This is a genomic window from Chitinophaga sedimenti, assembly GCF_023156195.1.
Classification (GTDB): Bacteria; Bacteroidota; Bacteroidia; order Chitinophagales; family Chitinophagaceae; genus Chitinophaga; species Chitinophaga sedimenti.
Genome location: NZ_JAKUKA010000001.1, coordinates 2,545,958 through 2,561,372 on the forward strand (window position 1 = coordinate 2,545,958; position 15,415 = coordinate 2,561,372).

Consider the following 15,415-nt stretch of genomic DNA (forward strand, 5'->3'; position numbering starts at 1 on the left):
ATATTTTTACACCTGTGGCTGGTCTAAATGGCCACAGCAAAGCATTTTTCCTATACTTACCGACCCATATTACACATAAACACAATTCGACGTTTTGAAATTTCTTTGGCGAGATTCTGAACAATTATGAACAAAAGCTGTTATGAAAAGAGATTTTTTAATTAAACCTCGCATTTTTTGCAGCGATCTAACAGGTAACAATTTGTTAATTTCTAGTTAAAGTTTCATTGTAATTATTTGGCATCTTTGCACCATCAAAACTGTTGTTATGGGATTTAGAAAGCTACTCATTGCTATTTTATTAGTACTGGGTGGTCAGCAAGTATTTGCGCAAGTGACCACCTCGAGCCTGACGGGCTCCGTTAAAGACAAAAATGAAGCGCTGATCGGCGCTACGGTAAAAGCAACCCACTTACCGTCTGGTACGATTTACGGTACCACTACCCAAACCGGCGGTAACTTTACCATTCCCAACATGCGCGTGGGCGGTCCCTATAAGGTAGAAGTAACCTTTGTCGGTTATGCCTCCCAAACCGACGACATTGCCCTGAAACTGGGCCAGCCCTTTAAACTGGACGTTGTATTATCCGATAATTCACAGCAACTGGGCGAAGTAAATATCGTGTCAAAAAGAAATGCCATTATCAGCCCGGGTAACATGGGTACGAACACCACCATTTCCCGTGGTCAGCTGGAGAGCCTACCTACTGTAAGCAGGAGCGTGAACGACTTTATCCGTCTGAACACCCAGGCCAGCACCTTTAATAATGGTGGTGACGGTTCTTCTCTCGGCGCTTCTTTCGGCGGTCAGAACAACCGTTACAACCAGTTCGCGATTGACGGTGCTACCGCCAATGACGTTTTTGGTCTGGCAGCTTCCGGCACCAACGGTGGCCAGGCAGGCGCCAACCCGATCTCTATCGAGACCATCGAGCAGATTCAGGTAGTACTGAACCCTTACGACGTAAAACAGAGCGGTTTCACCGGCGGCGGTATCAACGCCATCACTAAAAGCGGTACCAACAACCTCCACGGTTCTGCTTATTATTATCTTCAGAACGACAACCTCGTAGGTAAATCGCCCAACGCGGCCCGTTTGCCTTATGGCGACTTCGACAACAAAATTTTCGGCGCTACCCTGGGTGGCCCGATCATCAAAAACAAGTTGTTCTTCTTCGCCAGTGCAGAAAGAACCACCAGGAAAAGCCCTGTTGCTTTTAACCCGCTGGAAGACGTTACCTTTACGGAGGCTGAACTGCAAGGCATTTCTGATTACGTGAAAAATACCTGGGGCTACGATGCAGGCGGCTTCGGCGCACAAACAAGAGAGCGTTCCTCTACCTCCCTGTTCGGCCGTATCGACTGGAACATTAACCAGATCCACCGCCTGACGCTGCGTCACAGCTTTGTGGATGCGGACGATATCAACCCCGGCAGCCGTACCAAAGAAGCGGCTTACTTCTTCAACAACTATTACTCCTTCCCTTCTAAATCAAATACTTCTGTACTGGAATTGAACTCTGCGTTCTCTAACCGCATGAGTAATGAACTGAGGATTGGTTTTAACAGCGTTCGTGACCGCAGGACTTACCTGGGCGATCCGTTCCCGGCTATCACTATCAACGATGCCGGCCGTCGTATCTTCCTGGGTAGCGAATCCAGCTCTATGTCCAACGCACTGAACCAGGACATCTGGACCATTACCGACAACCTGACGCTGTACCGTGGTAAACACACGATTACTGTAGGTACCAGCAACGAGTTTTACAAAATGGAGAACACCTTTATCCAGAACACCTTCGGCAGCTATACTTATAGCTCCATTGCCGCCTTCCTGGCTAACAACGCAAGACCTACCGGTTACAGCATCCAATACACTACCGCCGATACCACCAGACGTACCGGTGTTGGTTTCAACGCAATGCAGCTGAGCCTGTACGCACAGGACGAGTGGGAAGTGAAAAAGAATTTCCGAGTGATGTACGGCGTACGTGTAGACATGCCGTTCTTCACCACCCCTCCGCCTGTAAACGATGCCTTCTCTAAAGAAGCTGCGTTCTCCGGCTATTCTACTTCCGAACTGCCTAAAAAACGCCTGCTGGTTGCTCCCCGTATCGGCTTCAACTGGGATGTGTTTGATAATGCCAGCACCCAGATCAGAGGTGGTGTTGGTCTGTTTACCGGCCGTGTTCCGTTCGTATGGGTATCCAACCAGTACAACAACACCGGTAACCTGTACACCAACGTAAGCCTGACCAATGCAAACGTACCGTTGGCCCTGCGCTTCAACTATGATAAGGACGCTCCGTTCCTTGGCCAATATAGCGCTGCTAACCTGCAGGCACTCGGCGCCAACATCAGCAGCCGTCCCGCCAACGTGAACGTTACAGATCCGAACTTCAAATTCCCGCAGGTATTTAAAACCAACCTGGCGGTTGACCAACAGCTGCCCTGGGGTATCATTGGTACCGCTGAATTCAACTTCTCTAAGACCATTAACAACGCCACCTGGGAAAACATCAATATCGTACCTGCAGGCGACTCTACCCTGTTTGGCGGTACTGAATGGAGACCAACCTGGAAAAAGAACGTAGCTACCTGGGGTGACCAGATCATCCTGCTGAAAAACACCAGCAAAGGTTATTCTTACAATGCTACTGCCGATTTCCAGAAGTCAACCGCGTCCGGCCTGTATGCTAAAGTGGGTTACTCTTTCGGCCGTTCCTACGCACTGAACGATGGTAACAGCTCCACTGCAAACTCTAACTACCGCTTTACGCCAAACACCGAAGGGCTGAACAATCCTGCTTTCGGCCGTTCTAAATTCGACATGGGTCACAGGATCCTTGCGGTAGTAAGCCAGAGCTTTAAATATGGTCCTAAGAAAATGTTCGCTACCAATGTGAGCCTGTTCTACAATGGCCAGAGCGGCACACCTTACACGTGGGTATACTTTAACGGCTCTTCCGATCCTACCGGTGACGACCTTGGCACCAACGGTAACAACGACCTGCTGTACATTCCTACCGCAACAGAAGTTACCACCATGCGCTTCACCCCGATCTCTTCCAACGGTTACACCCGTTCTGAAGCTGAGCAGCGCGCAGACTTTGAAGCCCTCATCAAAGGCGACAAATACCTGAACAGCCACCGCGGCCAGAACGCTGAAAAATATGCTTCCCGCACGCCGTTCGAACATGTAATAGACTTCAAACTGACACAGGATTTCGTGCTTTACAAAACACATAAAATCCAGCTGTCAATGGATATTCTTAACCTCACCAACCTGTTGAACAACAAGTGGGGCAGAACACACTTCATTGGCAACAACGTGGCCACCCCGGTTAACTTCATGAGCCGCGATGCTGCTACTAAAGTAGCCACTTATCAGTACGATCAGCGCAGGCTGAACGATAATGATGGCGTGAAAGCTGCTTACTACACCAACGACTTCACTTCCCGTTGGAGGATGCAGTTGGGTGCGCGTTATAGCTTCTAATTTAAATTATCGTGATAGTAAAGAGCGCTTCCGGAATGGAGGCGCTCTTTTTTATGTTGAAGCATCTATCTTTGCCCCATGTCAAACATCACCTTCCGAAACGCCACGCATGACGATCTCCCACGCATCGTGGATATCTATAATTCTACTATCCCTGGCCGCATGGTCACCGCCGACACGGAACCCGTAACGGTAGCGAGCCGCGAAGACTGGTTCCATAAACACGACACTACCAAACGTCCGCTATGGATCGTAGAAGACGAAAACGGCGCCATTGCCGGCTGGGTAAGTTTTTCTTCTTTTTACGGTCGCCCGGCCTACAACGGCACTGTAGAAGTAAGCATTTACCTCGATGCCAGCCAACGCGGAAAAGGTCTCGGGAAGAAGGTACTGCAACACGTGATCGACGAAGCCCCGAAGTACGAAGTGAAAACAATTCTCGGATTTATATTCGCACACAACATCCCCAGTCTGAAACTGTTCGAACATTTCGGTTTTGCGGAATGGGCAAATCTTCCTGAGATTGCAGTACTGGATGGCGTAGCGCGCAGCCTGATCATCCTGGGAAAACGCATTCAATAGAAAAAGGCTTTAAGTCTGCCGACCTAAAGCCCTCTATATTTTACATTCACATCATTCTAAGCTTCCGCCGATACCCACTCGAGGAACCGCGGCATCACACCTGCCCAGGTGGCCAGGTCGTGTTTGCCCCCTTTACCAGCGAGTATTCGATCTGCTGTCCCATCACATACCCTTTTGTTTTCAGGGCTTCGATCAGCGACTCGGTATCGTCTACCGAATCGATAATACCGTTATTGTTGCGGTCCGATTGCTCGTCCGCCGTACCGCACTGCAAAAGAATTTCAACCCCGGATCAAAGCTGCCCTCGCGGATCTGCCGGTGCATGATGCGGTCACTTTCTTCGCGGTAACCGTTAGCGGTCACGGCTGCGCCACCAGAGCGAACCCGAAAAGATGCCTACACTCTGGAAATCGCGGGGATGGTTCCATACGATGTCCAGCGCGGAGAGGCCGCCAAGCGAAAAACCGGCTACCGCTTTCTTATCAAAATGAAGATGATATTGTTGTTGCAGGAATGGCACCAGTTCCTTGATCATAAAGCGGCTGTATAAATCCGCCTTGCAACCGCGCCCCTGGAAATCGATGTAACCAGCGGTTCCGTACTCCTGTTTCCGCTGCGGACCGGCATGAATGGCCACCACATATAATTTATGGGGATGCGACCGGAAAAGGGATTCGAGTTGCTGCTCCAGTCCCAACGCCTGCATGTCCTGCCCGTCGTTCAGCAACAGTAGTTGCGCTGGACCGCCCTCGGGGGATTCGTGGGAGCATAACAGTCAAAAACAACTTCCCTTTGTAAAAAGGAAGAAAATTGCAGGAAATGATCAATCCTGACCTTTTTACGATTGCTTTACTGCCCATACTTATAAATTTAAGAAAAAGTTGACGAAATACAGATTAGAATTGGGATAAATCAAACTAAAACGAGAAAAAACTAAATATATAATTTTCTATCATTTATCTTGATTCCATTCACAACGTGCGATAGTGTTTCCGTGGGTGTTATTCAAATATCATCAATCTTTATGCCCCTAACATCGCAGGAGAGAATATTTAAACAATCCTTAACGCTCCATGGTTGCATTCATCCTTAAATAACTTGACTTTCTTCCATTGAAAAGATAAATTTGATAACACTGTCCTCATTTTTCACCCAAACCGACCCTAAGTGACAGAAAATTACTATAAATGGCACTCACCACATCTTGGACGGGAAATTGAAATGCTGGTTTTCGGCGAACGTGGATTTCCGTTGATTTTATTTCCCACCTCCATGGGGCGGTATTATGAAAGTAAAGACCGCGGATTGATCGATGCCGCCGGCTGGTTCGTCGACAATGGGCTGGTGAAAATCTATTGCATAGACAGCGTTGACGCGCACAGCTGGTACAACAAACATGTACCGCCGTACGAAAGGGCGCGCCAGCATTTGGCATATGACCTGATGTTGCGGTCCGAACTATTGCCCCGCGTCATCGAAGAAACATGTATAGGGCGCATTGCCGTGGCAGGCTGCAGTTTTGGCGGATACCATGCGGCGAATTTTGCATTTCGTTACCCCGGGCATGTGTCGTACCTGTTTTCGCTCAGCGGGGTGTTTGATGTGCGGTTTCGGATGGAACACTACTACGACGACAACTTATACTTTAATAACCCGGTGGATTACTTACCGGACAATAACAACCCCGACCTCTGGCGCATGGGCATTATCCTTGGCACGGCCGACCGCGACATCAGCCGGGCGCAGAACGAACTGCTGTCGGGCATACTGACTGCCAAAAACATTTCGCACTGGCTGGACGTGCGGCCGAATGCCGTGCACGACTGGCCGTTGTGGAAAGACCTGTTCCCATACTATCTTTCGCTCATGAAATAAACCTTGTTCCCATGAAAAAAATAGGGATCCTGTTTGGCCGGGAAAACTCTTTTCCACAGGCATTTACAGACCGCGTTAACCAATTGGCGCCGAACGGTATCAGCGCTGAGGCCGTGCAGATCGATAAGGTTCTGCAGGGCGACGCGGCTGGCTACGCCGTCATTGTTGACCGCATTTCGCATGACGCCCCTTTTTACCGGGCTTTCCTGAAAAACGCTGCCATCAGCGGCACGGCTGTTATCAACAACCCGTTTTGGGAAAGCGCCGATGAGAAGTTTTTCAATAATGCGCTCGCCGTGAAACTCGGGGTACCCGTGCCTAAAACCGTGCTTCTCCCCTCGCACGAACTACCGCCAGACACGAGCAACGAATCATTCCGCAACCTGGCTTACCCGCTCGACTGGGACACGATTTTCAACTACGTAGGCTTCCCGGCATACATGAAACCCTTTGCGGGCGGAGGCTGGAAAAATGTCTACCGGTTGGAAAACAAAGAGGAATTCTTCGAAAAGCATAAAGAAACAGGTCAGCTGGTCATGTTGCTGCAGGAAGAAATTCAGTTTGAAGCCTATTACCGCTGTTACTGCATTGGAGGCAAACATGTCCGCGTGATGCCTTACGACCCGCGCAATCCGCACCATGAACGTTACCAGGCCAACTTCCCGAACAAACCCAAACTGATCAAAACCATCGAAGGATATGTGCTGAAACTGAACCGCTACCTCGGGTACGATTTTAACACGGTGGAAATGGCCGTACGCGACAGTGTTCCCTACGCGATCGACTTCTGTAATCCCGCGCCGGACGCGGATGTACATTCAGTTGGTGAAGAAAACTTTGAGTGGGTGGTGAATACCATGGCGAAGTACGCGATCGAACGGGCGAAAACTGCGAAGCCCACTCTGGACAATCTAACCTGGGGACAGTTTATACAGCATGCTGTAGCCCGCACGCCGCTGAACGAAACATCGCTGTAAACCCCTAACTTAGCATCTTATATGGATTTTAAAGACCTCACGCTCGGCATAGAAGAAGAATACATGGTGCTGGACCCGCAAACACGGGAACTGAAAAGCCATGAGCAGCGCATTGTGGAGCAGGCCCACAAGTTGATCAAAGACAAAGTGAAGGCCGAAATGCACCAGGCCGTAGTGGAGGTTGGCACCCAGATTTGCCGCAACATACAGGAAGCGCAGGAAGACGTGATCATGTTGCGCAAAACCATCGCCCAAATTGCCGGCGACATGGGCTTTTCTGTCGGCGCTGCCGGCACGCACCCCTTCTCTAAATGGGAGTTGCAACTCATCACCGATCATCCCCGTTACATCGAGCTGCTGAACGAAATGCAGGATGCCGCACGCTCCAACCTCATTTTCGGACTGCACGTGCACGTAGGCATGCAGAACCGGGAGATGGCGCTGCACATCGCCAACTCCGCGCGTTACTTTCTGCCGCACATCTTTGCACTGAGTACCAACTCGCCTTTCTGGGAAGGCCGCAATACCGGCTTTAAATCTTTTCGCACCAAGGTGTTCGATAAATTTCCCCGGACAGGCATCCCGGATTATTTCGCGAGCATCGAGGAATACGACAATTACATCAAACTATTGGTAAAAACCAATTGTATCGATAACGCCAAAAAGGTGTGGTGGGACCTGCGTGTACACCCCTTCTTCAACACTGTGGAGTTCCGCATCTGCGATATTCCGCTTACCGTGGAAGAAACCATCACCCTGGCTGCCCTGTTCCAGGCCGTTTGCGCCAAAATTCACAAGCTGCGCAGCCAGAACCTTAACTTCATCATTTACAACCGCGCGCTCGTCAACGAAAATAAGTGGCGTGCCTCCCGTTACGGTATCGACGGTAACCTCATCGACTTCGGTAAAGAAATGGAGGTAAATGCCCGCGCACTGATTTACGAACTGCTGGATTTCGTGGACGATGTGCTGGACGACCTCGGCATCAGGACCGAAGTGGAGCGCACCGCAAAATCCTGGAAACCGGTACCGGGGCCGACAAACAGCTGGAAGTGTTTGAAAGAACTGGCAGCCTTGCGAGCGTGGTAGACTACATTCAATCGCAGTTCCTGAAAGGATGTTAGCGGCTTTTAGTAATTTTGCAGCATGCAGAAACAATGGAAAGTAGCTATTCTGGATATGTATGAGGGCGTTCCCAACGAGGGAATGCGCTGTATTCGCGACATTGTGCGACATTATGCGGACGAGCATCAGTTACAGCTGCAGATGGATGAGTTTGAAGTACGGATGGAAGGCCAGATGGCCGATTTGTCGTACGACCTGTACATCAGCACCGGCGGACCGGGAAGCCCGGTCGAAAGTGAAGGCAGCGAATGGGAAGGTAAGTTTTTTGGGTTGATGGGCGACATCGAAACATGGAATGCCGCGCATGAACCGAAAAAGCATGTATTTCTTATCTGCCACTCCTACCAGATTTACTGCCGTTATCATCGCTTAGGAGAAGTATGCCTGCGCAAATCCCCTGCTTTCGGCGTTTTCCCCGTACACAAAACAGACGCCGGCCACCAGGAGACTGTGTTCGCCCAACTCGGCGATCCTTTTTATATCGTCGACAGCCGCAACTGGCAGGTGATTGGCATCAACCAGGAAAAAATAGCGGCAATGGGCGCGAAAGTATTGGCCATTGAAAAGGAACGTCCGCATGTTCCGTTGGAACGCGCTACCATGGCCATCCGCTTTAACGAATACTGCGTAGGCACCCAGTTTCACCCGGAGGCAGATGCGTCGGGTATGCTCAAGTACCTCAAAAAAGACCAGAAGAAACAACAGGTCATTGCCGCACACGGCGATGAAAAATACCACAGCATGCTGGAACAACTGAACGATCCGGACAAAATCCTGTTTACGCACGACCACCTGCTGCCCGCCTTTTTTCAACAGGCGGCCACACTCGTTGAAAACTAACGTTTACCTACACACGAACATCCCATGGTCCCTGCTATCAGATTAAAATACAATAATAGTTTCTCCACGGAAAAATACCAGCAGCTGCTGGTACAACTGGGCAATCCGCCATTTCGCGTAGCGGAAACGCCGGTATTCGTGCCCAAAGCGCTGGGCGAAAAACTGGTACAGGCCGGCGAGGACGTGATCAACGCCATCCTTCAGCCGGATTTCAAAGCACGCACCGCCAAGTCCATCCCGAAACATTTTGCGGTACCTGACGAAAATGCACATTCGCATTTCATCATTGCCGATTTTGGTATTTGCTTGGATGAGAACGGGGAACTGACGCCGAAGCTCATAGAACTGCAGGGCTTTCCCAGCCTGTTTGCATTCCAGGAACTCATGGCCCAGGGCTTCCGCAATCACTTTGATATTCCAGCTGACTACACCAACTTCTTTAATGGGTTCGATAATAATACCTATTTCGATTTCCTGCGGGATATCATTATAGGGCCATGTGCACGCGAGCAGGTCATCCTGCTGGAAGTATTACCCCATCAGCAAAAAACCAAGCCGGATTTTTATTACACCGCAGAAAAGCTGGGCATCTCCATAGTCTGTGTGTCCGAACTGATCCCGGAAGGCAAACAACTGTTTTACCTGCACAATGGCATAAAAACACCGGTTAAACGTATATACAACCGCGTTATATTCGAGGACCTCGACACTTACAAAACGCAGCTGGGCAACACGTCCTTCCTGTTCCATGAACTGGATGTCGAATGGATCCCGCATCCTAACTGGTTTTACCGCATCAGCAAATATACCCTGCCGATGATCCACAGTCCGTACGCGCCAAAAGCCTGGTTCCTGCACGAGTTGCCCGTGGTGCCTAAAGACCTGGACCAGTATGTGCTTAAACCCCTCTTCTCCTTCGCCGGTACCGGTGTGAAAATTGATGTAACACCCGCAGACATTGACCAGGTAAAGGACCCGGAGAACTGGATATTGCAGCAGAAGGTACATTACGCCCCGGTCGTTCATACCCCCGACGGCAACGCCATCTGCGAAATCCGCCTCATGTACGGCTGGCCGGAAGGTGCGCCGCGACCGGTGCTCATGCACAACCTGGCGCGCCTCAGCAAAGGTAAAATGATCGGTGTGGGTTTCAATTCCGGGCAAACCTGGGTAGGCGGCACCTGCGCTTTCTTTGAACCATAAAATCATCAACATATATGCAAAGAGTAAACATCAGTACCGGGGCGGTTTGGGAAAGTAAAGTCGGTTATTCGCGCGCCGTGAGGATCGGCAACCTCGTGGAAGTATCGGGCACCGTTTCGTCCGATGGCGATAAGATCATCGGCGAAGGCGATCCGTACGAGCAAACCAAACATGCACTGGCCAAAATAGAGGCCGCGCTCATTAAGGCCGGCGCCACGCTGCACGATGTGGTGCGTACGCGTATGTTCGTAACCGATATATCGCAATGGGAGGAAATCGGCCGCGCACACGCCGAATTTTTTGGCGCTATTCGTCCCGTTACGACGATGGTGCAGGTTAGCCAGCTGATAGACCCAAAACTGCTTATCGAGATTGAAGCGACTGCGGTAATGGCGGCCGGACATTAAGATTTATTATTATCTTTACCGGTATAAACATTGACCCAATGCGTTATTTATCCCTGCTGGCCCTTGGCCTGCTGCTGGCTTCCTGTGGTGAAAGCGGTGATGCCCGAAAAACCGAACAATCGACTACTGTTACCCACCGGCTGACGCTGAACGACGATAATATGTTTATCCGCGACAGTGTACTGGCAGTGATGGCCGATGCCGGCAAAAGCATTGATCCCCGTGCGGAAAAGCTTTTTCCAAAGGACTCACCGCCTACCGCAAGCAAAAGGATTACAGTACAGCGATCCGGCTTTTAAAAGAATCGATCCGCGTAAGGCCTACTGCCCGCAGTTATTTTGAAATGGGCAATGCCGCCGCCGATATGGATTCCCTGGAAATGGCGGAGCGCGCTTACAAGATGGCAGAATTGCTGAACTATTCACCGTTGAATAAAGTATTGTATAACCTCGCCTGCGTACAATCGCGCAGCGATGATCCATGGGCAGCCGAGCAATCGCTTGTCGCCGCGTTGGAACTGGGATACAACAACCTGGATAATATTTATAAAGACAAAGATCTCGACAACGTACGCAAGTCAGGTTTTTCCTCCGGCGTTCGCCGTGCAATTGCCGGCCTGGGCGACCCGGACAAATTACAGTGGAACATCTTTTACAGGCAGTTCGAGGCATTAAACATGCCGTTACAGATCGATTTTAATTACCGTAACAGCTTAACGGAAACGAAAACGCTGGGCTACGATTTCGATCGTTTTGTCAACGAAATGCGCGAATCCCGCTTCTCCCGTGGCGATGGCAACATCTATTACCGCGTGGGCATCGTGAAAAATACAGATAGTGTGAAAGCATTGATCTATGCCGTGAAAAACGTGATGTTGTCAGATGATGGTCCCGCTACTTTTTATCTCGCCAGCTATAATGCTGCCGGTAAACTGATCGACAAAAAGTCGTAGGCGGACATATTATGCTCGATAAACCTTTTGCTGTAGCAGTGTTCCAGGAGAGCGGCGATTTCGCTATCCAGTATTTTAATGTGAAGTACGAAATGGGCGAAGGTAACGAGGAAGATGTCATTAAGGGCATTGCCGAACAAACAGCGCTCAATAAAGAATTATATACCATTGCGGACGATGGTCACTTCGAAAAGCGCTCCACGGAATTAGGCATGCGGTAACCCCGTGCCCATCCATCTTTTCAGCACCCCGTTGCGAATCAGTATTTCCGCGAGTAAAAGGTTAAGCGTCCAGCTGAGCCAGGATACCAGGATGTAACTCGTAACGGGGTGCATTTCTACCCGGGAAAAAGCCAGCAGAAAGGCATAAAACCGCAGGCTCAGCGCCGACAACGCCAGGGCGTAACTGCGTAACATCATCTCCGCATGTGCCTCCCACTGCCGCTTTAATGCCAGCCGCCATCCCATCGCGGTAAATGCCAGCCACAATATCGATACGATCACAAAACTGGTGCGTGCACGGATGCCGCCGTTGGCGTAAAAACTCATCACGAGTCCGCTGGGACCACTCAGGAATAATACGATACCAGCATATGTGCGGCCTGCCACACGGTGCACTCCCGGCCACTGCCGCAGCACGGATGGTACGAACTGCAACAACCCCGCAATCAACACAAACGTACTGAGGAACACATGCACATAAAAGCTGGTCCGCCATGACCGGATATGATAAACCAGCTGCTTCGTCAGCAGGAAATCCCAGTAAGGATCAAAGTTTGCATAGGGAACAGTAATGCGCACCATCAGCCAGATGCCATATAAAATGACGCCGGCGGCCGCGATGCGCAGTAAGGATAGTCCCGTTTTCATAGATTAGTCGAACACGGGGGTAAATAGTATGGAATCGGCATTGATCTCGGAATATTCCCAGTTACCGCCATTCGTTGTATCTGTAAACCGCCGGATGCCCCAGCGCGATACCTTTTTACCGAACAGCCCCTCCTTTTCCCAGGTGATCAATACGGTGTCGCCCTTTTTCTCCCAGGAACCCATCAGCACGTTCACCTGGTCCACAATGGAAGAATCCGCGCGCACATCGTACCAAGAATATTCACAACTTCCATCGGTGTCGAAGGTGAGATCGCGGTTATCCGCTACGTAAGCGTAATGCATACCATCCTCGCGGCTTTCCACACGGGTGAGCTCGAGTGTTTTGGTACTCAGTTGCTGGTTGTTTTTAGGCTTCCGGTGCCGCTTCCTTTCGTAAAATCGTGATTGAATTTTAATTGGAACACGCCATCAAAGGCATGATCCCCAGGTTCGTCCAACACCACGGTCCATTTATCGCCATCAGCCGCCAACCTGCCCTGCAGGTTACGACGCAGCCCCTTGTGCAGGTTAAAACCGGCAACAGATTGGCCATTAGTATAATTGATCGTGATGTAAATGGGACTTCCCGAGAAGTCGGCGGTGTAAACACCTTCTACTTTGAATTCGGGAGGTTTGCCCTTTTTATCTTTAGTGGTAGCCGGCAGCGCAGGTTCAGGAAACGTGGTGGCTTCCCGGGCTGCCCTTTTCTGCTTACATGCCTGGCCGGTTAGCGCAACCGCCAGCAACAAATAGCAAGTATATTTCACAGGGTTGATCAATTGGGTTAAAGGGATAAAAAAACAGTCCCGGCGTGTGCCGGGACCGTTAAAATTTTATGCGCCGAACTTTTCCTGCCAGGCCAGCATGCCTCCCGTGAGGTTCTTCACGTTGGTGAAGCCTGCTGTTTCGAGGATCATAGCCGCCTGTCCGCTACGGTTACCGCTTCTGCAGTACACGATCACTTCTGCGTCTTTCAGCTCGTCGATGGAGTCGGTTTGCATAGAGCGGATATCGCCCAGCGGCAGGTGTGTACCGCCGATGTTGAATTCCTCACGCTCATGCGGTTCGCGAACATCTACCATGTTTACTTGTTCGCCCTTGTCCAACCTGCTTTTCAGTTCTTCGGGAGTAATATTTTCCATTGTGTATGATTTTTAGATGGTGTTCAAAGTTAGTGATTTTCCGGTTCCGTTACCGAAGCCTCCTCGCGCACTGGTGGCGTAGCGCTCAGCACCAGGTCTATGACCTCGCCCGCTCTTATCAGGTTGCGGTCGTTAAAGTCGTTGCGCGGTGCCGGCGTTTGTTTGATCACGTACGCATTGGCGGTGTCTGATACCGGTCCGTCCATGAACATGGTACCCAATACCAGGTTGCTGCCGGAAAGTACCGCTTTCGCCTCCGCGAAGGTAAGGCCTATCAACTCCGGAACAGGATTTTCCACGTTACCGGTGCCGCTGCTCAGTACCAGGCTTATATTACTGCCTTCCGCTACCATTGTACCGGCCTTCACGGGTTTGCCGTTCAGCAGTTGTTCCAGTACCGTATTGGCGGCGAAGTCGGGGCGATAGATGGTATCGCCTACATTGAGGCGGCGGCTTTTCAGGTTCATTTCGGCGCTGCGGTAAGTCAGGCCTTCCAGTTCGGGCATGGCCACCATGGGAGGAATCACCTTATTTACGGTCAGGTAGATGGTGCGGCCCACTTTTACCACATCTCCCCGTTCGGGCGTTTGCTCCCAAACGATGAGGGGCTTCAGCGTATCGATATAAATCGAATCGCGTACATCCACGTCAAAACCGGCATCTTCGGGGCAATAGTTGCTTCCTCGATACTTTTTCCCCGCACATCGGGTACCGTCAGGGTTTTACCGTGGCGGGTCATAATGCCAAGCGACAGGAAAAAAGTACCGCCAGCAGCAGCACAAGGCCGATAGCCAGCAGCAGGTTCACCCAGAAAGGCTTTCTCGTAATTTTTTCGAACACGTTATTGTTATTTTTAGGCGGATACCACTTTATGTAATTCCGTTATAAATTGGCAATCAGGCTAATAAGGATTTCCCTTATTTTTTACGCAGACATTCTTCAATTAACATGCCGTAAAACTCCCGCAGTGACTTGCCCGCGGCGCGCACCTGCTGTGGAACAAGGCTGTTCTCCGACTGTCCGGGCATCGTATTCACTTCCGGGAAGTACAGGTTGCCCGTGTCTTCCACGATGAAGTCAACACGCACAATACCACGGCAATTCAGCCTGTCGTACAACGCCGAAGCGGTGTTCCTTATTTTCTCCGCCACCTCGTTTGGAATCTCCGCGGGGGTTATTTCCTGGGAAACACCCGGCGTATATTTGGCTTCGTAGTCGAAAAATTCTTTGCTGCTGCGGATTTCCGTCAGCGGCAGTACTGTCAGCCCCCATTCACCTTGTACAGGCCGCAGGTCACTTCCCGTCCTTTGATAAATTCTTCGATCAGCACCTGGCTGTCTTCTTTAAACGCCTTTACAATGGCTTCTTCCAGCTCTTCTGCCTTATTCACCTTAGACATACCGATGCTGCTGCCGCCCTCGGAAGGCTTCACGAATACGGGCAAACGCAGCCTGCCGAGGATCGCTTTGGCATCATAAGGCTGATCCCTGAAAATATGTTCGGATTTAGCGACGTTCACGAGGTTGTAGGCCGCTACCACCTTGTTGCAATAGCTTTTATTGAAAGTAATGGCCGAAGTAACCATACCACAGCTGGTGTAAGGAATGCCCAGCATTTCGAAGTAGCCCTGCAGGCGGCCATCTTCACCCGGGGTGCCGTGGATGCCGATAAATACAGCATCGAAAGTAATTTTCTGTCCGCCCACCTGGAGGGAGAAATCATTTTTATCCACCTGTACTTCTTTCCCGTCGGTACCGGTGTAGGCCCAGCCCTGGCGGGTGATCACGATCTTGTACACGTTGTACAGCGCGGGATCAATGTGTTTCTCAATAACGGCCGCGCTCTGCACGGATATTACGTATTCTCCGGAATAACCTCCGGCAACAAGGGCTATATTTTTCTTCATACAAGTAGCTCAGTAAGCAGCAAAAATAAAATTATCAG

20 protein-coding genes are annotated in these 15,415 nt (G+C 50.5%); 11 read left to right on the forward strand and 9 right to left on the reverse strand.

Features of this window, described 5'->3' with window-relative positions:
• Nucleotides 1-268 precede the first annotated feature (268 nt).
• Both MKQ70_RS14515 and MKQ70_RS14520 read left to right on the forward strand, forming a co-directional pair.
• Nucleotides 269-3,499 carry a TonB-dependent receptor gene (locus MKQ70_RS14515; RefSeq protein WP_248072193.1) on the forward strand — a complete coding sequence of 1,077 codons (3,231 nt, stop codon included), beginning with the start codon at nucleotides 269-271 and terminating at the stop codon, nucleotides 3,497-3,499.
• A gap of 78 nt (nucleotides 3,500-3,577) precedes the next feature.
• A complete protein-coding gene (locus MKQ70_RS14520) occupies nucleotides 3,578-4,081 on the forward strand; it encodes a GNAT family N-acetyltransferase (protein ID WP_248072194.1) in 504 nt (167 codons plus the stop codon).
• A 94-nt stretch (nucleotides 4,082-4,175) separates the two neighbouring features.
• Here MKQ70_RS14520 and MKQ70_RS14525 read toward each other — a convergent pair whose 3' ends face one another.
• Both MKQ70_RS14525 and MKQ70_RS14530 read right to left on the reverse strand, forming a co-directional pair.
• Entirely contained in the window at nucleotides 4,176-4,355 is a 180-nt protein-coding gene (locus tag MKQ70_RS14525; protein ID WP_248072195.1) for a hypothetical protein, read from the reverse strand.
• Between the two features lie 78 nt (nucleotides 4,356-4,433).
• Nucleotides 4,434-4,856 carry an alpha/beta hydrolase-fold protein gene (locus tag MKQ70_RS14530; protein WP_372490115.1) on the reverse strand — a complete coding sequence of 141 codons (423 nt, stop codon included), beginning with the start codon at nucleotides 4,854-4,856 and terminating at the stop codon, nucleotides 4,434-4,436.
• A 392-nt stretch (nucleotides 4,857-5,248) separates the two neighbouring features.
• Between MKQ70_RS14530 and MKQ70_RS14535 the strand changes: the two genes are divergently transcribed.
• From MKQ70_RS14535 to MKQ70_RS14575, 9 genes are read left to right on the forward strand one after another with little or no spacing between them, the layout of a single operon-like run.
• The gene (locus MKQ70_RS14535; protein WP_248072197.1) at nucleotides 5,249-5,956 is read left to right on the forward strand and encodes an alpha/beta hydrolase-fold protein; all 708 of its coding nucleotides are present in this window, start codon (nucleotides 5,249-5,251) and stop codon (nucleotides 5,954-5,956) included.
• Between the two features lie 11 nt (nucleotides 5,957-5,967).
• The gene (locus tag MKQ70_RS14540; RefSeq protein ID WP_248072198.1) at nucleotides 5,968-6,933 is read left to right on the forward strand and encodes an ATP-grasp domain-containing protein; all 966 of its coding nucleotides are present in this window, start codon (nucleotides 5,968-5,970) and stop codon (nucleotides 6,931-6,933) included.
• 21 nt (nucleotides 6,934-6,954) lie between these two features.
• Complete coding sequence (locus tag MKQ70_RS14545; protein ID WP_248072199.1) at nucleotides 6,955-8,022, forward strand: carboxylate-amine ligase; 1,068 nt, start codon at nucleotides 6,955-6,957, stop codon at nucleotides 8,020-8,022.
• A 57-nt stretch (nucleotides 8,023-8,079) separates the two neighbouring features.
• Nucleotides 8,080-8,898, forward strand: a complete 819-nt coding sequence (locus tag MKQ70_RS14550) for a glutamine amidotransferase-related protein (RefSeq protein ID WP_248072200.1) — start codon at nucleotides 8,080-8,082, stop codon at nucleotides 8,896-8,898.
• A gap of 24 nt (nucleotides 8,899-8,922) precedes the next feature.
• On the forward strand, nucleotides 8,923-10,101 hold the full coding sequence (locus MKQ70_RS14555) for a hypothetical protein (RefSeq protein WP_248072201.1): 1,179 nt from the start codon (nucleotides 8,923-8,925) through the stop codon (nucleotides 10,099-10,101).
• Nucleotides 10,102-10,115: 14 nt separating this feature from the next.
• Nucleotides 10,116-10,508: a RidA family protein gene (locus tag MKQ70_RS14560; RefSeq protein WP_248072202.1), complete on the forward strand. Its 393-nt coding sequence runs from the start codon at nucleotides 10,116-10,118 to the stop codon at nucleotides 10,506-10,508.
• Nucleotides 10,509-10,546: 38 nt separating this feature from the next.
• Nucleotides 10,547-10,807 carry a hypothetical protein gene (locus MKQ70_RS14565; protein ID WP_248072203.1) on the forward strand — a complete coding sequence of 87 codons (261 nt, stop codon included), beginning with the start codon at nucleotides 10,547-10,549 and terminating at the stop codon, nucleotides 10,805-10,807.
• Between the two features lie 44 nt (nucleotides 10,808-10,851).
• Nucleotides 10,852-11,460, forward strand: coding sequence for a TPR end-of-group domain-containing protein (locus MKQ70_RS14570; RefSeq protein WP_248072204.1), 609 nt, complete (start codon nucleotides 10,852-10,854; stop codon nucleotides 11,458-11,460).
• 11 nt (nucleotides 11,461-11,471) lie between these two features.
• Nucleotides 11,472-11,681, forward strand: coding sequence for a hypothetical protein (locus MKQ70_RS14575; RefSeq protein ID WP_248072205.1), 210 nt, complete (start codon nucleotides 11,472-11,474; stop codon nucleotides 11,679-11,681).
• Here MKQ70_RS14575 and MKQ70_RS14580 read toward each other — a convergent pair.
• From MKQ70_RS14580 to MKQ70_RS14605, 7 genes are all read right to left on the reverse strand, one after another.
• Complete coding sequence (locus MKQ70_RS14580; RefSeq protein WP_248072206.1) at nucleotides 11,667-12,329, reverse strand: DUF2306 domain-containing protein; 663 nt, start codon at nucleotides 12,327-12,329, stop codon at nucleotides 11,667-11,669. The genes MKQ70_RS14575 and MKQ70_RS14580 overlap by 15 nt on opposite strands.
• 3 nt (nucleotides 12,330-12,332) lie before the next feature.
• A complete protein-coding gene (locus MKQ70_RS14585) occupies nucleotides 12,333-12,653 on the reverse strand; it encodes a hypothetical protein (RefSeq protein WP_248072207.1) in 321 nt (106 codons plus the stop codon).
• A 26-nt stretch (nucleotides 12,654-12,679) separates the two neighbouring features.
• Entirely contained in the window at nucleotides 12,680-13,096 is a 417-nt protein-coding gene (locus tag MKQ70_RS14590; protein WP_248072208.1) for a hypothetical protein, read from the reverse strand.
• A 66-nt stretch (nucleotides 13,097-13,162) separates the two neighbouring features.
• Entirely contained in the window at nucleotides 13,163-13,471 is a 309-nt protein-coding gene (locus MKQ70_RS14595) for a rhodanese-like domain-containing protein (RefSeq protein ID WP_248072209.1), read from the reverse strand.
• Nucleotides 13,472-13,500: 29 nt separating this feature from the next.
• A complete protein-coding gene (locus MKQ70_RS14600) occupies nucleotides 13,501-14,118 on the reverse strand; it encodes a PASTA domain-containing protein (RefSeq protein ID WP_248072210.1) in 618 nt (205 codons plus the stop codon).
• Between the two features lie 270 nt (nucleotides 14,119-14,388).
• Entirely contained in the window at nucleotides 14,389-14,787 is a 399-nt protein-coding gene (locus MKQ70_RS38470; protein WP_308199468.1) for a D-alanine--D-alanine ligase family protein, read from the reverse strand.
• Complete coding sequence (locus MKQ70_RS14605) at nucleotides 14,733-15,377, reverse strand: ATP-binding protein (protein ID WP_282456507.1); 645 nt, start codon at nucleotides 15,375-15,377, stop codon at nucleotides 14,733-14,735. The genes MKQ70_RS38470 and MKQ70_RS14605 overlap by 55 nt, the downstream gene beginning before the upstream one ends.
• Between the last annotated feature and the right edge of the window lie 38 nt (nucleotides 15,378-15,415).